Below are 18822 nucleotides of genomic sequence, written 5' to 3'. Positions count from 1 at the left end.
ATGAACCACAGGAATCCTGTATCTGGGTTTTGGGTATGCCGAAACTAGTTCTTGCTAGTTATTTGCTGTATGTGATTTTTTAGTAATTCTTTTTTCAAAAGCAAACTTTACGATACGGATTAAAATAAGCAGAATAGCTACTACAGAAGAGAACCAGGCTGTATTATAAACGCCAGAATAAAAATCATCGATTGGAATAAAATCTGAAAATGCGGTTCCTAAAATAATGCTTGCTAAAAAACATCTAATTACTGTTTTAAACCAACTTGGTTTGATGGTGATTTCATAAATTCCTATAATCAAAACAAATAAAAATAAGGAGTCATAGGTTATCACTATATGGACAATACCATCGAGGACTGGATTTTCTTTTCGCCATTCCTCAAGTTTATAATGTTCTTTTAGAGATAGCAGTAATTGAATACTGATTAAAATTATAGAAAAAAGAGGTTTATAGAATTTCATTCTTCGTTTTTTGATTCAGATTTGAACTATTTATATTCGCAATGTCTAGTACTATTTAGTTCTTAATCGAAAAAGAATATCCATAATCTCGATATTTGGGGCTTCAATAATTTCATAAGCCCCAGGAATACTTTTTGCTAAATCTGACTTTAGATAAGCATTGAGCGATTCTTGTGATTCCCATACGTAGATGCCACCATATTCTTGAGGTTGACCCGTTTTTACGTAATACTTTTGGACAAGACCAGGAATAACCTCGAATTGAGGTTCTCGTTTTTTCGCTCTATTTAATAATTCGTCTTCTGAAAGTTTAGACTTTAATTTGATAATCTGTAGAATCATGACGTTTCGTTTATTTAGTTTTTTTATAATTATCTATGGGAAATCCTGTTATTGTTTTCATTTCCCTCATTTTTATTAGGACAGTCGTTATAACGCATTTTTACAAACCAATATCTGCTTGTCAGAATGATCATTGAATGAGTCTTCTTCAAAACTCCCAAATTTATTAATAACCTCAAACCCTTGATGTTCTAGGTATGAATCTAATTCTTGCGGGAAAAACAATCTCATATCTAAGTTTTGAATCGAATCAAACTTGCCATTTATAAAATAATGCCATTCTATACGATTAATTTGAGTAGCACTCTCATAGCGCATAGTTTGTTTTATCAGAATGTTCCTTCCGTCTTTGGCGGTGTATTTAGAAATTTCTTTTTGTTCCTTTTCAGCTTCAACAATAAACTGGATGTTCGGATTAAAACAATCTAATAGAAATAAACCGTCTGCTTTGAGATGCTTTTTAACAACATTAAGCGCTTTAAATAGATCATCATTTTCATAGAGATGATGAATTGAATTAAACGGAATAAAAATGAGATCGTATGTTTCTGATAGATCTAAGGTTCTAATATCGGCTTCAATAAATTCAATTTCTAACCCTTCTTTAGAGGCCTTTGTCTTTGCTTTATTAAGCATAGAAGCCGTGTAATCTACTCCAGTAATATGATGTCCTGCCTTTGCAATAGGCAGTGTGAGCCTACCAGTGCCACAACAAAGCTCAAGGATTCGACCATTTGTTTTTTTGGATATCCATCGTTTGTAAAATTGCAAATCTGACAGATTGGTATTCATCCCATCATAAATATTTGCATCATAAATTAAATCTCCAACTTTATAATCGTTATTCATTTTGTGTTTCAATTCGTTAATTAAAAATTAGTGCTCTTGCGCAAACACCTGATAATGCGTGACTTTTTCTGGAAAATCAATAAGGTAATTTTTGTCTTCTGGATAGTATTTTGCTCTTTCGAAATCGTCTCCAGCGAAATTTTTTATCGCTTCCATATTTTTCCAAAATGTCAATAATTCGAAATAAGCAAAGTCATTATCTGTTCGTTTAAGAAATATGAGTTTAATAAAACCATTAGTTTTTTTGTAATCAGGTATTGCTCTAGATTTCATAAACGCTGTATATGCTTCTAAATGTTTAAGCTGAGTTTTTCCTTTCCAGATTCGTGCTATCATATCAGTTAGGTTTTTCCGACTAACGTATCCGTTTACGGATATTTACGCTCTCCAGAAACTAAGTTAGTAAAAGAAAACGAGGCAGAAGGTATCTATTTGACTTAGCTAACATCATTTACTGGGTTCGTGTTACAACTGTTAGACTCTATTATTGAAGTCTACGTGATTACTCAATGTTCTACTTTGTGTTTGCTTCGGTTTCTAAATGGGTCAATTTATAATTTGTACTGTAACATACTTTATCTTGCTCCCCAAACTGTTCTAAAAATCTTTATCATTTTGATTTTAAAACAGATAAGATTGCTCAATGAAGTTTAAACTACTTTGTTGTTTTCTGAAAATAAAAGAGATAAACTCGTGTTATCCCAATTATAAAGTGTTTCTTTACACAGTTTGTATACTAAATTATTTAGTAATGATGTCTCTTCATGACCTACTTCCTTACTAGGCTATTTTTGTAGTCAACTGCTACTTTTTTAACCCATAGATCCTTAGAAAGAATGATGTCTCATTATTATTTTGACGATTGAATAAAACTTTGTTTTTTAAATGAAATCACTTAAAATAATTGAGCAAATTACTATTAGAAATGAGGAGTCGCTTAATAAGTACTTAAGTGACATTAGTAAAATTAGTTTAATATCATTAGAAAGGGAAGTTGAGCTGGCGGTGCAAATTAAAGCTGGTAATACACAGGCGTTAAATGAACTCACAAATGCGAATTTAAGATTCGTTGTTTCAGTTGCGAAGCAGTATCAAAATAGAGGCTTATCGCTTCCAGATTTAATTAATGAAGGTAATTTAGGTTTATTAAAAGCGGGCAAGCGATTTGATGAAACCCGTGGGTTCAAATTTATATCATACGCAGTTTGGTGGATTAGGCAAGGCATAGTGCAATCTTTATCGGAAAAATCAAGACTAATTAGGTTGCCTTTAAACAAGATTGGTGTTGTAACTAAAATAACAAAATCAATAGCATTTTTTGAGCAAACGCATGGTCGTAAACCAACATCATATGAAATTTCTGATATTATTAATGTACCTGTTGAAGAGGTGGAAATTTGTATGAAAAGTTCGACGCATAAGGTTTCTATGGATGCTCCTTTATCTCCAGAAACAGACCTTAATATGCACAATATTATTATTAAAGATGTGTTTCCACAGCCTGATGGAGTTTTATTATTAGACTCACTCCAAACAGACATAGAAGCTGTGCTTAACTCACTTTCAGAAAGGGATGCAGATATCATTAAACTCCACTATGGCATTGGCTTTCAGTCTTCGATGAGCTTGTTGGAAATAGGTGATTTATTTGGAATTTCACGAGAGCGCGTTAGACAAATTAAAGAGTCTGCAATTTTCAGAATTAAAAATTCAAACAAGTCTCAACTATTAATAAAGTATTTGGGATAAAAAAATAATTATTAATTAAAACACAAAAAGATGATTAAAGCATTTATAAATAAATTAATGAATACTAATAAAGTAAATATTATGAAAGAAGGTAAAGTAAAATTTTTTAACAATTCTAAAGGATTTGGTTTTATAACAATTAACGATACTGAAGAAGAAATATTTGTCCATAAATCAAACCTTATTGATCAAATAAAAGAGAACGATAGTGTAATGTTCGATGTAGAACAAGGCGATAAAGGAATGAACGCTGTTAAGGTAAGTGTGGTTTAATACGCACCACTAAAAAGTAATAAAAACCATCTGCTAAGATGGTTTTTTGTTTATAGTGAGATTCCATGATAGCAAGTTAATTTCAATAACTCATTATGCGTTGTATACAATATATTCTAGTATAAGCCTTTTAAATCGCTTTATTGATTCAGATATTCGTTTTTAAAAATCATCAACATTCTATGATCGTAGTACTTGTCGTTAATTTTCAAAAAATTCTTTTGTAATCCAAATTCCTGAAATCCAATTTTCTTATAAATGTTTTCAGCATTTTCATTGATTGCTATGACACCAATTTCTATCTGTTCGATACCATCTAATGTAAAGGCTTCGTTTAGGGTTGCTTTTATCATATTTGAGCCAATGCTTTTTCCTTGATATTCAGGATTTACATAGACTTGAATAATTATACCTCCATGGCTTGCTTTTCTTCTTTCATTCCTCTTAAATCCTGAAATGCCAATTAAGTTGTTATTACTAAATGCACCAATAACAAAATTATTCGCATCGGATTGTTCTATGAATGGCTGAAAAAATAACCTTTCCTTTAGGATTTCATATTGATAATCTGTTGTGAAATACTCGGGATAGTTCTTTAAACACTCTAAACGAATATGCCTATAGGAATTAGATTCGTTAGGACTCAGTTTTCGAATTTGAATTTCCATTTAATGTTTAGTTGAAAGTGTTTGTTTATAGCAATTGTGCGCGTTCATTTGGCTCATGTCTTACCTTGGCAAGAACTAAGTTAACAAAAGAAAATGAACCCAGAGAGTAGCTGTAGCGTTTTGATGCTATTGGGTTGCTTTGGTAAGCTCACACGAATACAAACTACGCAATTGATGATATAGAGGTTAGCCGTTGCCTTTTTTTCTAGAATTTATGTGTTCAATAGCACTTTCGATATAATACTTTAGACTATTGCTTCGTGTTCTCTTAAGCTCTGCTTTTAAAACGTCGAAGCATTTTTCGGTTCCGGTCGTTCTAAGCGTAGCACAAATCATCCCTTTAGTATGCTTGTCGCTTAGCTTAAATCCTTTTATTAACACATCTTCTATGTCTGTATGCTCAGAATTCTGCAAAGCACCTAAGGCATCAATTCTATTCTGGTAGGTACCATTAACGACTAAATACTTTAGATAATCGATATTTAAATGTTGCGGTTTTTTTAATTCACGAAACCTACTCAAAATAGTTGTAACAACTTCCTCGTGATCTATTAGTTTTAATTCTGAAAGCAGAAAATCGAACAACTCAAAATCGTTGGTATTAACACATAAACTACTAAGGCAGCGGTAAACATATTGTTTATTGTCAATAAATTCAGAATCATTTAATAATTGCATCAGTTGAGGTTTCAAATTTGGGTCTTTTAATTCGTCGGAAACTCTATAGGCGAACCAACTGGGAGAGTCTTCACTTCCAAAAGACATATCTCGTTTTTGTTTTTTTACGATGTTATTTGAAATTGGATCATTGTTTCCCATTTCTCTTATTAAAGTGCGGATGTCTGAAGATTTTAATCTAGCAATGAGTTGGTCTCTATCTTCCTTTACTTTATCGTCTAAACTTTTGAATAGTCTAAATAGCATGAGTTTATAATTTTCTAAAGATATTACGAACCTGCTCACATGTGATATGCAAGCGTTATGAATACTCTATTTCCAGATTACCTTTCTTTCCCTTAAGTTATATTTATCTCCACTTTTAAGAAAATAGAACAACTGATCTTTGCCAGGTAGTTCCTTTTGAGGCCATTCCTCATATAAATCAGAACCCTCAACAGACCAAAATGATTGGTCATAGATGAGGACATAGCTTTTTCCTATAACTTCAAGAATATCGCCTTTAATAATAACAGCAGTGCTCTCATCAATTCCAATACCTAAAAGTTCAGGTTTATGCTTAAGAATTGTGAACATATCAAATTGTCTGTTTCTGGTTAAGACGTGCTGATCAATGGTGACATTTGAAATAAATCCGAATCCAACTTCATGGTCTCCCATCATAATCTGATTGCTTTTTGTGTCTCCTCTTGCTAGATATGAGCCCTGAATGGTTGCACCAGCGGAGGAACCTGCAATAACGCCACCTCTGTCTAATAACTTTAACATTTCTTCGTGCGCTTTAGTATTTAAATAACTGTCTGCGAGACGCCAATGTCTCCCGCCAGTAAAATAGATACCAGTTGCTTCTTTGATGGGTTTAACAAAATCGTCTGTATTGGCCATAGCAGGATCACTTGTGTGTAAAACGGTGAAATTGCTAATACCGTATTTTTTGAAATTAGTTTTTAGTAAAGTTGTATCTATCTTATTATTCCTAACAAATGCGGTAGGTATGACCACTATTTTAGCCGAATCGCCTCCCGCTAGATTGCGGAATTCTTTCATAATATTAGTATCGGCAATTTTTCCGCCGCCAATAGCTATAAGTGTTCCATTTTTGTTTCCAGTAGTTATTGTTTTGTCTTGGGCATTGCTATTTTTTGGTAAAAAGAGTATGGCAAAAATTAGAATAGGTAGAGTTAGTCTTAGCATAGTATTTTGTTCAAAACATTCTATTACATCTCTATAATTTTAGATGTGTTACTTAGAACTAAGTTAGAAAATAAAGAGAAACTTCTTGCTAAGAAATGCTAGAAGTTCGTGATAAGGGGTTTAGAAGTAACTCTTTAGGCCCGTTTTTATCTAGCTATTTGTTTTAGTTCCTTCTGCGAATGCCTTGAATTGGTTCATCCATTTCTGACTTTGTGCTTTAAATTTACTCGGAAATAGCTTAGCCATTAGCTTAATCATAAACCCGTTAAACTTTGTATACTCTACAATTGAAGTATATAGAGTTTTAGAATTCCCAAGGTCTTCAAAACGAGAAGACTGGGTATTTGTCATGTGAATATGCTCGTACAATGCAAGTTTTTCCTTGGGCAAATTGGATGAAATAATCGTTTCAATGAGTTCTATTTTTTGTTTTCCACTAAGAGTAATTTTAGATTTTGCTCCAGCGGTATGTGGTGTGCCCTCCAAATGTTCAATGCTCTCAAAACCATCTTGCCATTTTTTAAAGTGGTTTTCATTGTTCCAGAGAGTAACAACTTCGTCAATAGGTAAGTCTATCTCAACACTACAGGTATATTTCATGATGTTTATTTCTTTTTGGTTGGTTTTGGTTTTAGCCCAGAAGTGTAGCTAAAACTTTTGTCTAAGTATTTTGACAATGTTTCAAGATCTGTAAGTAAAGTGTCGGGAACAGACACATATTCCTTCATTATTCGTCCATGTTGTTCCATTAATTTGGTGTTGAATGTTTGGATAAAATCCGCTCTGTCATCGGCAGAAAGCCTTAATCCCATTGTTCCGTCTTTAGATAAAAAAGAGAACATATGTCCGTTTACAGAAGTATAAGGCATAGTTTTTCCTTTTCTTTCAATTTTAGGATGAGATTCAATTAATAGATCGTATTGTTTTTGAGTGTCTTTCATTCTTTAATTTTTTGAACTAACGAAAACCAATTTCCAGAGTCATCTTTAAACATGGCTTCTATACCAGATACACCAGGCTTAGGTGCTTTTATAAATTCTACACCTTTCTTTTTTAATTCTTCATAGGTTGCATAAATATCCGTACACTCGAAAATCCCAAATCCGAATGCTCCTTTTTCAACCAATTGAGAGAGTTGAGAAGCAATTTTACCAACAAACATTAAACCTGTATTAATGGGAATTAACGTTATTTCTAACTCCGTTTGGTTTTGTGGTCTAACGGTTAGCCAACTTCCTTTGTCGCCAACGGGAACGTCCATTACGACGTTGAAACCTAATTTGTTAACATAAAAATCGCGAGCGCTTTCTTGATCAAGGACAAAAATACTGCTATGTGAAAGTTTGCTAATCATATCTGTTTATATAAACAAAGTAATGTACTTTATTTGTTTTTGAATTGTTGATTCTTGCTATTTAGGTTTTCCAACCCAAATATTGAGCAAAATCTGTTGGGATATAATTTAAGGGATTTTGCTCTATTTTTTTGCTATTGTTTTTTTTCATTTCTGAAAACTCTAAGGGTGTCATAAGTTCCTTTTTTTTAAATAATTTAATAAATGAACTTGTACTTTCGAAACCAATAGAGCAGCAGACTTCTTGCGTTGATACCCCTTTAGATAAGAGAGTTTTTGCTTCATTGAGCCTCAGATAAGTTAGATATTCAAGTGGTGTTTTATGATAACACGTTTTAAAGAGTCTATGAAAATGAAACTTTGAAAAACAGGCTTGATTTGCAATTAACTCGAGGTCAATTTTTTCTCGAAAGTTGGCGTCTATAAATAGCTTAGCTTCTATAATTTGTTTGTAAACATAAATTCTTGGAATAGACATGTTGCTTATGTTTTTTAATGATGTGTTATGTTATTTCTAAGATTTTCTTTTATACCTTTTAATAAATAACGTTGAAAAGCGTAAACCACCAAACGAAATGGAACATGCATAAAACTCCCAAAATAGCCCTTCAGTTTGTAATTGCTTGACAATATTAAATCAATACCGTTTTCGGTTTTTAAAAGTTGATATCCGCCAGTTTGAATTTGAAAAGGTCCATTTGATAAATTCATAAAATGACCCACTTTAAAGTTTTGGGTTGGATTAAATTTAAATCTGTACGCCTTATTAACATCCCATTCTAAAATCTCTTGCTGAAATTGCTCATTGTTTGAAAAAACAGCTATACGATAACCGCCTATTCCTTTTTTAATAACTTCAGCAGACAATGGTTTTGGTATTCCAAAGAGTTTGAAAAGAAAAGGAAATTTAAATTTGGCCACCATAACGTCCGTTATTTCGTCCCAAATCTCTGAAGGATCAAAGTTCAAATTAATTGAATTAGAAACAAATTTAGTTTGATATCCCGTTATAAAACTCATTTTATCAATGACACACAAGGCATTTATATTGTCGAGGAACTAAGTTAATAAAAGAAAACGAACTCAAGTAAAATTTGACAAATTTTCAGAATAGGATAGGAGTGAGGACGTGTGGTTGTGGTTAGTACTATGTACTAAGGTGTTATATTCAGTTTTTAAATTAAGCCTAAGTGTTATCTTCTATTGTTTACATAAAGTGTTAAGCCATAATAAAAAAGCCCCATAAACAAAATAGTAAAGATTACTGGTATAGATTCACGATTTGTGTTTGCAATTATTAATTCCTTTGCGGCACCAGCAGCAAAAAAACTTAAAACAATTCTAACGAAAGTCATTTTTAAATACCTCATTAATAAATTTTAAAATAGTCTATGTGTTCAACAATGATTGGCATCTGGTTGTATGTGAGGTAAGTTAGCAAAAAAGAATAAAGCACATTAATATTTGGCTTTAAAACTCTTGGTCCTCTTTTATTTTGAGCCATTCTTTATATGTAACTACGCGTTTTTCTTTGTCAGATTTGGTTTTTCCAGGTAATATCCCAATAAACTCAAGGTCGTGTCCATCTGGATCATTAAAATATATAGATATTGCAGGCATCCAACAAAATACCATTGGTTGTTCTTTTTCATTATCCAAAAAATTCCAACATTTTAAATTTCGGGATTTAAGGAAATCAACAGATTCATTTAAAACCCACTCAGGCTCGCATTCGAAGGCGAAATGCCGAATGTCAATTTCCTCTTTTGGCTTTTCCCATAAGCCAAGCATAAACTGTTTGTCTTTTCCAATCCAAAAAAAGGCTGTTCTACATTCTGTACCAAAACGACAAAGTTTTAATCCGAGCGTTTTCGAATAAAATTCAACCGAGCGTTCAAGATTCTCAACAAATAAATGTGTTTCATAAAGTCCTTTTATCATCTCAATTTCTGTTTTGGTTGGTCTTATTTTGGTTCATATTCTTTCTTAAAAACGAATTCAATTTGCTTACTATTTATGTGCATTCCGTTGTATTCAAATAGCATTTCATTGGTTATATGTTCTCCATATTCTCCAAATAAAAATGAAATAGAATTCCGATTTGATAAATCGTGTTTTTCTAATTCCATAATAAGTTCATCAAAAAAGTATTCGGTATCGGGTAAGTCATCTCTGTATTGCACTAATTCATTTAATTCGAGCGTGTTAAACCACCAGCTTTCCATAAAATCCTCGTCGTAATAGCCCAACCCAGAATCTTTCGCAAATTTAGATTCGGGTTCGTCGTCATTTTCATAGTTAAAACTCAGATAGTCTTTGTAGAGTTTATCTTCGGATTCAAAAGTTCCAATCCAAACACAAATGATTTTTTTATTCATCTATTCTTAAATAGTTGCAATGTTTTGGTTCAAGGTTTATTTCGAAAACAATAGTATAATGTTCCGATTGCAGAAACAAGATAGCAAATTCCGAAACAATGAATAAAATTTATCGTTGACTAAGAGATGAGATGTTCTAATTTTTAGTCTGTAACATTATCGAGGTATTCCTTCCCGAAATCGGTTCGCAATTCGATCCACATTGGTAAATGGTCAGACATTTTATAAGTACGCCAATCATTAAAAGAGGTCTTGTCTTTTAGCCCATTATTATTTTCGGCTCTATAAGTTGCTTCATCCTCTTTCTTAAATACATGCTCAAAAAAGTCAAATACATTAGCACCCATAACGTCTAATTTGGCGTATTCTGTGTTTCTTTTTGGATTCCAGAAGGCTATTTGGTCATAGGCTCTGTCCTTTTTTACATTGCTACCAGGAATTGATTTTAAGGCCTCGGGAATTACAAAACCGTTTGACTCTAAAGCCTCCATAGTAGGATGTCCTTTACCAACAATATTGAAATCACCTAAAACACCCATAAACGCTTCTTTATCTTGTTTAAATTCTGTTTTGGCCTTGTTAGCTAGAGCTTTGGTAAGCATTTCTATTTCACTTCTACGCTGTTCTAATTTTCTTTTGCCGTCATCTCCATAATAAATGTGTACTGTACAGAGGTTTAATTTAAGCCATCCTGCTTGAAAGGATATTAGAAATGGTGTTCTAGCAAATTGCCTAAGCGAGTCATCAAAAATATTGTTCATAAAGCGCAGTCTATAATCATCTCCTGAAATAGTATTTGGTATGGTTACGTTGGCTTTTCCTCTTCCTGGGCTGGTGACTACTGTGTTTTTGACTAGTGTTAAATGTGTGCCTTCAGGAAGTTCTAATAGTGTTTTGTTTGGCAAAGGGATTTCTAAATCTGCATCGAGTTTCTTTTGTCCGCCTAACGTTTTCAATCTTGCTCCATAGATCCCCGAAAGATCGCTACCCGTTGGTAGTTTTAATTTTAACCCTTGTTCTAGTTTTATACGTTCTCCAAAGTGAGCCTTAATTTTGCCGCCTTCTTTCAATGTAAGTTCGCCAGCTATATTCTTGAAAAATACTTTTTTGCGGTTGTACAAAAAGACCATTCGTTCTTTGTTTCCTGCGCTACCATCGGTGACATCTGTTGCTATGAATGACCAACTCGGACCGAGAATTCTCAAAAGGTTATCAAAATCATCATAGTCGTCGGTATCAATTCTAATTTCCTGTAGGGCCACTAAATCGAAATGAGATATTATTTCAGCAATGAAATAGACACATTCATAATCGCGCCCGTTATATTTAGAACCACCATACTCCCTTAAATTCCAAGTCGCTATTCTAACAGATTCTGATGGATTATCTCCAACGGAAGACTCCTTAAAATGATCTATGAGCGCTTTTTTGAGATTTTTAATACGTTGAGCAGTGCGCTTTTTCTTAGCTTTTTGTTGACTAGAGTTTGAAGCACTAATTTTGAGTGCAGGATAGAACGGCATAATTACAATGATTTAAGTTGTTTATATTATGCTATTAATTATTCTAATAGGGATATGTATAAAGTTACGATATATTTTAGACACAATTATCTGATTATTAGGATTTTTGTTGTAATGTATTTGCTGGTTTGTTTACGTTTTTACTTTCAAAGCTAATATTTATGTGACTAAGACAAATGTATTTAGTTGCGCATTGTATTTGCAAACTCTTCGACTAGAATTTTTATCAAATTCGATTACAGTGGGAATGGCAGATATTTCCTTTATATCTATAATTTCATTAGTTTTTAATGATTCCACATTTGTCCAAATTGTTAAGTTAGTAGATGGTATCATGAGCATTACGCTTTTAAATACTGCTGTGTTAGCAGATATAATATTGTTTTTTATGGTTGACCCATTAACAATTGCACTTTGATACAAACCCATAGTCATACTAGGCTCATGCGAATAGTTATTTTTAAACGCATATCCAGAGTAAGATGCTGCTTCACTTTCAGTTGGATTGTTTATCGTTATCTCTCCGTTATTTGTAAGTGTATAGAGCTGGTTAGGAAGTGAAGGGGTTTTAGTTTTGGTGAGGATGTCTACAACATCATATCTTGTGGTTTCTTTTGCGGCATAAACGCCAAGAACTTCGTCAAATTCGATTAAATTTGCTTCAAATGGTGTGATGAGTTGCCATACAACCGTTGAAGTTTTTCTTCCAGTATTTTCTACCACTAAGGTAGGTTTCGCAACTACAATCGTAGCATACTTTGACTTAAATATCTCTAAGTCTTTAAGTTCGAAAATGATGTCTAATTGAAACATACAACCTTATAATTTTAATGAAGTAAGATTTTATTGTATTTGTATCAATAGAATCCTCAATTTTTGAGAAATCCTAAAGGTTAGTATTGATTTTTCTAAATTACACTCAATATATTGGTGTGCGTATAGTTGTGTAGGTCTTGTCTAGGATGACCTTGTGCAGTTATTACTCAGTTGTCCATTTACCATTGGAATAAAGTCTAGTTGCCGAATTGGTCCCTGTAAGATCTATTTCAGTAGGAGTTCCAATAATTGAAGAAATCATTGTTGAAGTTTCTATATGTTTTTGAAACCAAACTAGTATATTTTCTACTGGAATCATAGGTGTTGCTCCTGGCGTGGCTTCTTTTTGAGCTACATAAATTGGATCGGATGAGATTCTTCCATCTATACCTGTTGCTGTTTGATTAAGTCCAGGATGAATAGGACCATAATTATTTTCTATTGTTATCGCATTGCTAGGACCTCCAGATATTGGGCTTTCTAGCATTCCGCTTGAGTTTAATGTAGATGATTGCCCTAAACCAATAGAAACAATATTTGTTTGTGCCTGAACTCTAATGTTAGCTTGGAACGTATGTGTTCCAAATAATTGATATTGAGGCGTCCAACTAAATGTATTTTGAGAAAGATAATTATCAAAGGCATGCCATACTACATTGTATGAATTATCTCCTACTTTCTTAGCAAAACATAGCTTGTAGCCATTTCCTTTTAGACTAGCAAGCTCTTCTGAAGAAATTTTAATCTGAACTGTTTTCATTTTGACTTGAATTAAATAATGTTCTTACTCTGTTGAATTGGCTTTTCAGAATCTGCCGTTGTTTATTAATTAACTTCAATAAATGAAATTGTCTTATATCATTTTAGCGCAGAATTACTCGATTGTATTTCAGGTATTAATACGGGATATTGTCTTATAAGCTGGTCTTTATTAATTTTATAAGTTCTGTTTCGCTTGGCCTTGGTGCATTGTCATTAATTATTTTTCCATCTTTTCCAAAAAGCAAGTACCTTGGAATGGTCTTAATTTTATAGGTCTTGTATAGACTCGATTTTTCCCAATTTGAAATGATATAATTATCTTTTTCTTTTGAAAGATTTTCTAATTCGGATGCTCTTACCCAAGCCGCATAATCTTTGTCAATTGAAATCTCAATGATTTTAAGTTTATCTTCATCAAACTTTGATTTTAAATCTTTTAAATAAGGCATTTCTTTTCGGCAGGGCGAACACCAACTTGCCCAGAAATCAACAAGAACTACCTTGCCTTTATAATTTAAAAGAACCTCTTCAAAAGTTAATTCATTTTCATTCACAAGATTGGTTAAAACACCAATATTTCTATCTGTTTTGTTGAGCTTATCGGTGTTTAGTTCTTGTTTATGTAGTACATCCTTCCATTTGTTTTTTAGTTCTTCATTTGTGTTTATAGTATTGAACGTTTTTAGATACTTTTTAAATTTTGATTTCTCAATGAAAAAAATACTCTTGAGGTAAGCATCCAACATAACGTTCTTAGTGTCGTTCCTTAAAAAGGTTTCATTGTTGGCAATGAAGTCGAATAGAACAGAATTTAAAACTCTTTTGTTTTTATTGAAATATTTATAGAGAATTAACGCTCTTAAAAACCCGATGTAATTTATGTTAGTAAATAAGGCTTCATTGTTGAGTTCAACACCTAAGTCATCAATATCGATTTCTGTTTTATGATACCTCGCTTCTCTTAGTTTTGAGGTGGCAAATTTCAATTTTTGATTGATTTTATTTGTTGAGTGAAACGCATTCGAAATACTATTACTTGCCTTTAAGCTATCTAATAGTTTGATTGCATTTTGATAAATTTTATCGTAATCATAACTATTGTTTCGAAAGTTTTGCCCATCATCTACTACTATTGCACTCTTCTCAATGTTGTAAGTGTATAATAAATAATCAAAATTGATTTCGCTCCATGTTTTATCACTATTCGATATACTGAAAACAGGGTACTTTGCTTTTGTGGACTTGTTAATGGATATATCTAGCACATCAATGAGCAGGCTATCTCCTTTTTGAAGTTTTAGTTCATAAAAAAGTGAAATAAATGGATCACCACCTATTATCCTGATTGCATTTTGAGTTGGAATAACAACCGATGTTTTCTGCTCTTTTTTTCCTAGATACAACATATCAGGTTTGTCTTGCAGGTCATCAACAAAAAGATTTATAAAAAATGAGCTTATCGTATCATTTACACTAATAACAACTTCATTTCTTTTTTCAATGGTTTCATTTTTAGCAATTGAAATCTCTGTAATGCTGTTTTTCTGTTCTTCTTGACAAGCTAAAAGGGACAGCAGTAAAAATAATAGTAGTATATTTTTCATCAGTTTGTATGTAATTCGTTTGTTTTTAGTTTTTTGGGTTTGTTGGTAATAAGGTACGAACATTAAAAGCAATTTATTCTATAAGGCTTAATTTCCGAAGTAGAGCATTCGACCTCAAATCTAAATTTGTATTTCCGAAATTGTAGTTTCTCATTAATATTATGCCATAATTGCTATTTTTTTCATATTCGAAATGGGCAGAATATCCAGCATTCGATCCTCCATGTCCAACTGTATGTATACCTTGGTCTGAATATAAGTCAAAGCCAAAACTATAGTTAGATCTTAATCTGGTTGTAGGGGTTTGTGTTGTTTGTAGTATTTCAATACTTTGTTCATTTAAAAGTTTTGAATAGCCCATGCACGCTAGCATAAACTTAACCATGTCGCCAGGAGTAGAGTAGATACCACCATTTGGTATTCTGTATCCAACCTCAGTCTGTTCGCGTTTAGGTCTTTCGTAATTTAGTTCGGCAGTTGGTCCGCCAGCCATGCCTTTTGCTAAGTTGTTCTTTTGATTTTCAGGAATATTAAAATATGTATTGTTCATTTCTAAAGATTTGAAAATCTTGTCTCGGACCAATTCGATATAAGGCCTATTGGCAGCTTTTGAAAGTGTCAAACCTAAAATAGCAAATCCAATGTTTGAATATCCAAATCTTTCTCCAGGTTTTGAGCGAAAGGAAGTTTCTGGTAATGCTTTAATAAGGTTGTTTTCCCAATCATTAATAGTTCCAAAGCGTACGTTTTCATCCCGACTTCTAGATTCTCTATCTATTCCGGAAGTATGCGCTGCCAATTGTTTTATAGTAATAGGCTCGTATTTATCATAGTCAACTAAAGATTTAATTTCTGGTAAATAGTTTTCAACAGGGTCATTTATATCGATGACACCATCTTGCTGGAGCTGAAGCATTAAAAACCCAGCGAATGACTTCGAAATTGAACCTATCCTAAAAAGTGTATTCAAATTTGAGGGTCCATAAGATTCCAATGCCAAAATTGAATCATTATGAATGATTGCAAGTGAAATGCTTCCCTCAATATTATCGTCTTTCAGGTCGTTTTCTACCAATGCTGTAAACTGTGATATGATTTCGGCTTTAGTTGGCTTTAGCTCCTCATTTTTAGTGATAGGTGCATTGCAAGTAAATAGTGTTAGTGTGGCTGCGAATAATAACGTTCTTTTCATTATTTAATTGGTATAAGAGTGATCTTAGGTACTGAAATGAAAAGTTGCCGAAAGGTCATCAATTTCATTACTCTACAAATGTAGAATAAAATATACATTCTACAAATGTAGAGGATGGTTTTTTGTAAACTGACTTTAATGTACGCGTTTATGGTCTGATATGACTGGCCGTTTTGTGTATTATGATATTATGAGGTAAGTAGTTAATCAGGTACTTCGCTAGCACCCATATTTATGTTTTATTTAATCCATTCAATGTCATGCCCAACATCACCTTCTTCAATTTCTCCAACTTTAAATTTCAAAATTTGAGTAACCACCTTTTTTACATCAGACTTCCATTTCAACCATTCATTTAATTCCATTCTAGCAACAAAATGGAGTCCGCTTGGTTCAACCGAAGCAAAAATTGACTTTTCGTTGTCGTTGTAACTAAACCAATAAGGGATTCCGTTTTCTCCTTTTCCATCTTTTCCGAATCCAATCCAGCCTTCCATTTTTTCATAAACTAAAGGAACTTTGTCCCAAATCTCTTTGGGTAAATCATATCTGATGTTTAAGTTACATTCTTGAAGTTCCATTTGTTTAAATTACCTGATCTATGTTGTCCATAGGTTTGGACAACTAATTTAGCAAATACAAACCACATAGAAAGCCTTCGAGCGTTTTCATAAGTAGGCGAGTGGTACCAATGAATTAGATGTAACACTGTTAAACATTAAATCGTTCGTTTAGTGCATTACTAAGGATCTCATAACCTTTGATGAGTTCTTTCTTTTCAGCGCCTATACCTATTCTAAAATGCTTATCCATACCATACACATCTCCAGCTAAAATAAAGACTCCTTTTTCCAAACGTAACCAATCTGATAATTCGGTAGAATTAATGGGATATTTATATTTTATAAAAACCATACCACCTGCTTTAGGCGGGACAAACTCTAATGAATCACCATGTTTTTCAGTCCATTCTTGAGTTATTTTAAGATTTTCGTTAAGCATGGAAATATTTCTTCTTAGAACCTCTTTTCTTTTTTCTGGTTGCAATACGATTTCACCAATTTTATGGCTTAATATGCCTGCAGTTATTGATGTGTAATCGTGGTATGCCCATGTGTTTGCTATTAACTTTTCTGGTCCAACAAGCCAACCTAAACGTAAACCTGGAAGTGCATAAGCCTTGGAAAGTCCGCCATTCACCATAACTTTATCATACATGCCATAAAAGCTCGGTTTTTCGACGTTGTCTAGATCGGCTCCTTTATAAACTTCATCACAATAAATCCATACGTCATACTTTTTTGCAATGTTAACGATGGCTTTCATTTCTTCTAATCTTAGTACGTATCCAGTTGGATTGTTAGGGTTGCATAAAGCGATCATATTAGTTTTAGAATTCATTTTAGATTCTAATTCTTCTAAATCGGGTTTCCAGTTATGTTCTTCTTTTAAATGAAATTTTTTAGGTGTGCATCCCATTTCTTCAACAATACCCCATATTTGCATGTAGTTTGGCACCATCATTACGACTTCGTCTCCTGGTTTTAAAATGGTATGACAGGCAATAAAATTAGCTTCGGCAGAACCATTGGTTACTAAAATATTATCCTCATTACAATTTGGGTATAGCTGAGAAATGATTTGTCTTAGCGGAATAGAACCATTGGTTTGTCCATACCCTAAAACTGTAGAAGTGATCATTTTTATTTGGTCTGGAGTTAATAGTTCTTCAAGCGTATATGGATGAAACCCACTTTCGGTTAAATTAATTGGAACCGTATTTTCATATAAAGATTGAATGCGTTCGAGGTCAAAAGTTCTAATATTCATGATGTTAAATTTTGTTGTTGTTAATTATGGCTGTGGCAATCATAATGTCTTGCACTGCAACACCAGTTAAATCGGCTATTGTTATTTGGTCGTTATTTTGTCTACCTAATTCTGGATTTTTTATAAGATGTCCTAATTCAATAAGTTTATCTTTTGGTAAGCAATTGTCTTGTCTTGCTTTAAAAATTTCGCCTCTAGTTTTAGATTGTGCAATGCTATCTGAAACGATAATGTCTGCTTTTTTTATGATAGCAGATTCCAGTTCTATTTTTTCTGGAGTGTCAGCACCTATTGCCGTTATATGTGTGCCTTTTTTTATCTGTGACGCCAGTAATAATGGTTGCGTTGTTGGTGTTGTGGTAATAATAATGTTGCAGCTGTCTGCCAATTCTTGTATGGAAGACGCTATTGTAATGTTATAACCTGAATCTTTAAAATAATTTTTGAATGCATTTACATTTTCTGTTGTTCTACCCCAAACAACTATCTCTTTGCAAGCACTTACTGTATTAAGGTATTTTAATTGAAGTTTAGCCTGTATGCCTGTGCCAATAACTCCGATTTTAGTATGGTGTTTAGGTGCTAAGTGTTTTAAGGTTATCATGCTTGCGATAGCCGTACGAATGTCTGTAAGATGTCCTTCGTCTAACAAAATTGCCTCAAGAACTCCTGTGTGTTGGCTAAAGACTAACATGACACCTTGACTAGATTTTAATCCAAGTCTTGGATTCTCATAAAAACCAGATGCTATTTTTATGACAAAATAGGGCTGATTGAGGATATAACCATATTTAATATGAGACTCGCCTTTAGGATTTTCAAATAGTAGTTCACCTACTGGTGGGACAATAGCTTTATTAGAGGACAGTGCGATAAATCCTTCCTCTATTAAAGGAATTAAATCTAAGGTCTCTAATGTACTTGTAATTTGAGATAAGGATAAAACTAATGGTACTTTTGTAGTCATTCTAATAAAATATTAATTTTATTAGAGTAGCACTATAGTTGTGCAAGAATGAAACTTATTTTCCAAAATCTTCTCTAATGATAAAAATAAGCTCAACACTAAATACAGTGTCTAAAATTCTCCTAGGGCAAATATAATAATATTTTCTGAACGGTTTCTTTTAAAATTAAGATAGGTT

25 protein-coding genes are annotated in these 18822 nt (G+C 32.9%); 2 read left to right on the top strand and 23 right to left on the bottom strand.

The features are described 5' to 3' along the window. Positions 1 to 54: 54 nt before the first annotated feature. The 4 genes from Q0787_RS09225 to Q0787_RS09210 form a co-directional block, all read right to left on the bottom strand. Positions 55 to 465: a hypothetical protein gene (locus Q0787_RS09225; protein WP_298902204.1), complete on the bottom strand. Its 411-nt coding sequence runs from the start codon at positions 463 to 465 to the stop codon at positions 55 to 57. A 51-nt stretch (positions 466 to 516) separates the two neighbouring features. Next, positions 517 to 807, bottom strand: coding sequence for a YdhR family protein (locus Q0787_RS09220; RefSeq protein ID WP_298902203.1), 291 nt, complete (start codon positions 805 to 807; stop codon positions 517 to 519). Positions 808 to 894: 87 nt separating this feature from the next. After that, positions 895 to 1656 (bottom strand): class I SAM-dependent methyltransferase, encoded by a 762-nt coding sequence (locus tag Q0787_RS09215; RefSeq protein ID WP_298902202.1) that lies wholly within the window; start codon positions 1654 to 1656, stop codon positions 895 to 897. A gap of 27 nt (positions 1657 to 1683) precedes the next feature. Next, complete coding sequence (locus Q0787_RS09210) at positions 1684 to 1992, bottom strand: antibiotic biosynthesis monooxygenase (protein ID WP_298902201.1); 309 nt, start codon at positions 1990 to 1992, stop codon at positions 1684 to 1686. A 549-nt stretch (positions 1993 to 2541) separates the two neighbouring features. On the opposite strand from Q0787_RS09210, the gene Q0787_RS09205 reads away from it, so the two are divergent. After that, the gene (locus tag Q0787_RS09205) at positions 2542 to 3405 is read left to right on the top strand and encodes an RNA polymerase sigma factor RpoD/SigA (protein ID WP_298902200.1); all 864 of its coding nucleotides are present in this window, start codon (positions 2542 to 2544) and stop codon (positions 3403 to 3405) included. 57 nt (positions 3406 to 3462) lie between these two features. After that, positions 3463 to 3678 carry a cold shock domain-containing protein gene (locus Q0787_RS09200; RefSeq protein ID WP_366915883.1) on the top strand — a complete coding sequence of 72 codons (216 nt, stop codon included), beginning with the start codon at positions 3463 to 3465 and terminating at the stop codon, positions 3676 to 3678. Positions 3679 to 3818: 140 nt separating this feature from the next. On the opposite strand, the gene Q0787_RS09195 is transcribed toward Q0787_RS09200, so the two are convergent. The 19 genes from Q0787_RS09195 to Q0787_RS09105 form a co-directional block, all read right to left on the bottom strand. Further along, a complete protein-coding gene (locus tag Q0787_RS09195) occupies positions 3819 to 4346 on the bottom strand; it encodes a GNAT family protein (protein ID WP_298902199.1) in 528 nt (175 codons plus the stop codon). Positions 4347 to 4532: 186 nt separating this feature from the next. Continuing rightward, positions 4533 to 5270, bottom strand: a complete 738-nt coding sequence (locus Q0787_RS09190) for a hypothetical protein (protein WP_298902198.1) — start codon at positions 5268 to 5270, stop codon at positions 4533 to 4535. Positions 5271 to 5336: 66 nt separating this feature from the next. Next, on the bottom strand, positions 5337 to 6218 hold the full coding sequence (locus Q0787_RS09185; protein ID WP_298902197.1) for a cyanophycinase: 882 nt from the start codon (positions 6216 to 6218) through the stop codon (positions 5337 to 5339). 150 nt (positions 6219 to 6368) lie between these two features. Beyond that, on the bottom strand, positions 6369 to 6818 hold the full coding sequence (locus Q0787_RS09180) for an SRPBCC family protein (RefSeq protein ID WP_298902196.1): 450 nt from the start codon (positions 6816 to 6818) through the stop codon (positions 6369 to 6371). 5 nt (positions 6819 to 6823) lie between these two features. Continuing rightward, positions 6824 to 7159 carry a hypothetical protein gene (locus tag Q0787_RS09175; RefSeq protein WP_298902195.1) on the bottom strand — a complete coding sequence of 112 codons (336 nt, stop codon included), beginning with the start codon at positions 7157 to 7159 and terminating at the stop codon, positions 6824 to 6826. Beyond that, the gene (locus Q0787_RS09170; RefSeq protein WP_298902194.1) at positions 7156 to 7572 is read right to left on the bottom strand and encodes a VOC family protein; all 417 of its coding nucleotides are present in this window, start codon (positions 7570 to 7572) and stop codon (positions 7156 to 7158) included. Before Q0787_RS09170 ends, Q0787_RS09175 begins: the two co-directional genes overlap by 4 nt. 61 nt (positions 7573 to 7633) lie before the next feature. Next, positions 7634 to 8050 (bottom strand): helix-turn-helix transcriptional regulator, encoded by a 417-nt coding sequence (locus tag Q0787_RS09165; protein WP_298902193.1) that lies wholly within the window; start codon positions 8048 to 8050, stop codon positions 7634 to 7636. A 14-nt stretch (positions 8051 to 8064) separates the two neighbouring features. Next, the gene (locus Q0787_RS09160; protein WP_298902192.1) at positions 8065 to 8592 is read right to left on the bottom strand and encodes a hypothetical protein; all 528 of its coding nucleotides are present in this window, start codon (positions 8590 to 8592) and stop codon (positions 8065 to 8067) included. 173 nt (positions 8593 to 8765) lie between these two features. Further along, positions 8766 to 8942, bottom strand: coding sequence for a hypothetical protein (locus tag Q0787_RS09155; RefSeq protein WP_298902191.1), 177 nt, complete (start codon positions 8940 to 8942; stop codon positions 8766 to 8768). Between the two features lie 100 nt (positions 8943 to 9042). Then, positions 9043 to 9513 (bottom strand): VOC family protein, encoded by a 471-nt coding sequence (locus tag Q0787_RS09150; RefSeq protein WP_298902190.1) that lies wholly within the window; start codon positions 9511 to 9513, stop codon positions 9043 to 9045. A gap of 23 nt (positions 9514 to 9536) precedes the next feature. Beyond that, positions 9537 to 9950 carry an immunity 22 family protein gene (locus tag Q0787_RS09145; RefSeq protein ID WP_298902189.1) on the bottom strand — a complete coding sequence of 138 codons (414 nt, stop codon included), beginning with the start codon at positions 9948 to 9950 and terminating at the stop codon, positions 9537 to 9539. 143 nt (positions 9951 to 10093) lie between these two features. Further along, a complete protein-coding gene (locus Q0787_RS09140) occupies positions 10094 to 11473 on the bottom strand; it encodes an endonuclease (protein WP_298902188.1) in 1380 nt (459 codons plus the stop codon). 159 nt (positions 11474 to 11632) lie between these two features. After that, on the bottom strand, positions 11633 to 12286 hold the full coding sequence (locus tag Q0787_RS09135; protein WP_298902187.1) for a hypothetical protein: 654 nt from the start codon (positions 12284 to 12286) through the stop codon (positions 11633 to 11635). 166 nt (positions 12287 to 12452) lie between these two features. Then, positions 12453 to 13049 carry a hypothetical protein gene (locus Q0787_RS09130; protein WP_298902186.1) on the bottom strand — a complete coding sequence of 199 codons (597 nt, stop codon included), beginning with the start codon at positions 13047 to 13049 and terminating at the stop codon, positions 12453 to 12455. 154 nt (positions 13050 to 13203) lie between these two features. Continuing rightward, the gene (locus tag Q0787_RS09125) at positions 13204 to 14655 is read right to left on the bottom strand and encodes a TlpA disulfide reductase family protein (protein WP_298902184.1); all 1452 of its coding nucleotides are present in this window, start codon (positions 14653 to 14655) and stop codon (positions 13204 to 13206) included. 73 nt (positions 14656 to 14728) lie between these two features. Beyond that, positions 14729 to 15847 (bottom strand): serine hydrolase, encoded by a 1119-nt coding sequence (locus Q0787_RS09120; RefSeq protein WP_298902183.1) that lies wholly within the window; start codon positions 15845 to 15847, stop codon positions 14729 to 14731. A gap of 239 nt (positions 15848 to 16086) precedes the next feature. Further along, positions 16087 to 16428 (bottom strand): hypothetical protein, encoded by a 342-nt coding sequence (locus Q0787_RS09115; RefSeq protein ID WP_298902182.1) that lies wholly within the window; start codon positions 16426 to 16428, stop codon positions 16087 to 16089. Positions 16429 to 16558: 130 nt separating this feature from the next. Then, entirely contained in the window at positions 16559 to 17677 is a 1119-nt protein-coding gene (locus Q0787_RS09110) for an aminotransferase class I/II-fold pyridoxal phosphate-dependent enzyme (RefSeq protein WP_298902181.1), read from the bottom strand. Positions 17678 to 17681: 4 nt separating this feature from the next. Beyond that, on the bottom strand, positions 17682 to 18644 hold the full coding sequence (locus Q0787_RS09105; protein ID WP_298902180.1) for a hypothetical protein: 963 nt from the start codon (positions 18642 to 18644) through the stop codon (positions 17682 to 17684). Between the last annotated feature and the right edge of the window lie 178 nt (positions 18645 to 18822).

Source organism: uncultured Psychroserpens sp., assembly GCF_947492715.1.
Classification (GTDB): domain Bacteria; phylum Bacteroidota; class Bacteroidia; order Flavobacteriales; family Flavobacteriaceae; genus Psychroserpens.
This window is presented reverse-complemented; position numbering and strand designations above follow the sequence as displayed.

Bases quoted from the DNA above. Each gene is read 5' to 3' on its own strand.
- Q0787_RS09225 (WP_298902204.1), bottom strand. From the start codon at position 465: ATGAAATTCTATAAACCTCTTTTTTCTATAATTTTAATCAGTATTCAA.
- Q0787_RS09220 (WP_298902203.1), bottom strand. From the start codon at position 807: ATGATTCTACAGATTATCAAATTAAAGTCTAAACTTTCAGAAGACGAA.
- Q0787_RS09215 (WP_298902202.1), bottom strand. From the start codon at position 1,656: ATGAATAACGATTATAAAGTTGGAGATTTAATTTATGATGCAAATATT.
- Q0787_RS09210 (WP_298902201.1), bottom strand. From the start codon at position 1,992: ATGATAGCACGAATCTGGAAAGGAAAAACTCAGCTTAAACATTTAGAA.
- Q0787_RS09205 (WP_298902200.1), top strand. From the start codon at position 2,542: ATGAAATCACTTAAAATAATTGAGCAAATTACTATTAGAAATGAGGAG.
- Q0787_RS09200 (WP_366915883.1), top strand. From the start codon at position 3,463: ATGAATACTAATAAAGTAAATATTATGAAAGAAGGTAAAGTAAAATTT.
- Q0787_RS09195 (WP_298902199.1), bottom strand. From the start codon at position 4,346: ATGGAAATTCAAATTCGAAAACTGAGTCCTAACGAATCTAATTCCTAT.
- Q0787_RS09190 (WP_298902198.1), bottom strand. From the start codon at position 5,270: ATGCTATTTAGACTATTCAAAAGTTTAGACGATAAAGTAAAGGAAGAT.
- Q0787_RS09185 (WP_298902197.1), bottom strand. From the start codon at position 6,218: ATGCTAAGACTAACTCTACCTATTCTAATTTTTGCCATACTCTTTTTA.
- Q0787_RS09180 (WP_298902196.1), bottom strand. From the start codon at position 6,818: ATGAAATATACCTGTAGTGTTGAGATAGACTTACCTATTGACGAAGTT.
- Q0787_RS09175 (WP_298902195.1), bottom strand. From the start codon at position 7,159: ATGAAAGACACTCAAAAACAATACGATCTATTAATTGAATCTCATCCT.
- Q0787_RS09170 (WP_298902194.1), bottom strand. From the start codon at position 7,572: ATGATTAGCAAACTTTCACATAGCAGTATTTTTGTCCTTGATCAAGAA.
- Q0787_RS09165 (WP_298902193.1), bottom strand. From the start codon at position 8,050: ATGTCTATTCCAAGAATTTATGTTTACAAACAAATTATAGAAGCTAAG.
- Q0787_RS09160 (WP_298902192.1), bottom strand. From the start codon at position 8,592: ATGAGTTTTATAACGGGATATCAAACTAAATTTGTTTCTAATTCAATT.
- Q0787_RS09155 (WP_298902191.1), bottom strand. From the start codon at position 8,942: ATGAGGTATTTAAAAATGACTTTCGTTAGAATTGTTTTAAGTTTTTTT.
- Q0787_RS09150 (WP_298902190.1), bottom strand. From the start codon at position 9,513: ATGATAAAAGGACTTTATGAAACACATTTATTTGTTGAGAATCTTGAA.
- Q0787_RS09145 (WP_298902189.1), bottom strand. From the start codon at position 9,950: ATGAATAAAAAAATCATTTGTGTTTGGATTGGAACTTTTGAATCCGAA.
- Q0787_RS09140 (WP_298902188.1), bottom strand. From the start codon at position 11,473: ATGCCGTTCTATCCTGCACTCAAAATTAGTGCTTCAAACTCTAGTCAA.
- Q0787_RS09135 (WP_298902187.1), bottom strand. From the start codon at position 12,286: ATGTTTCAATTAGACATCATTTTCGAACTTAAAGACTTAGAGATATTT.
- Q0787_RS09130 (WP_298902186.1), bottom strand. From the start codon at position 13,049: ATGAAAACAGTTCAGATTAAAATTTCTTCAGAAGAGCTTGCTAGTCTA.
- Q0787_RS09125 (WP_298902184.1), bottom strand. From the start codon at position 14,655: ATGAAAAATATACTACTATTATTTTTACTGCTGTCCCTTTTAGCTTGT.
- Q0787_RS09120 (WP_298902183.1), bottom strand. From the start codon at position 15,847: ATGAAAAGAACGTTATTATTCGCAGCCACACTAACACTATTTACTTGC.
- Q0787_RS09115 (WP_298902182.1), bottom strand. From the start codon at position 16,428: ATGGAACTTCAAGAATGTAACTTAAACATCAGATATGATTTACCCAAA.
- Q0787_RS09110 (WP_298902181.1), bottom strand. From the start codon at position 17,677: ATGAATATTAGAACTTTTGACCTCGAACGCATTCAATCTTTATATGAA.
- Q0787_RS09105 (WP_298902180.1), bottom strand. From the start codon at position 18,644: ATGACTACAAAAGTACCATTAGTTTTATCCTTATCTCAAATTACAAGT.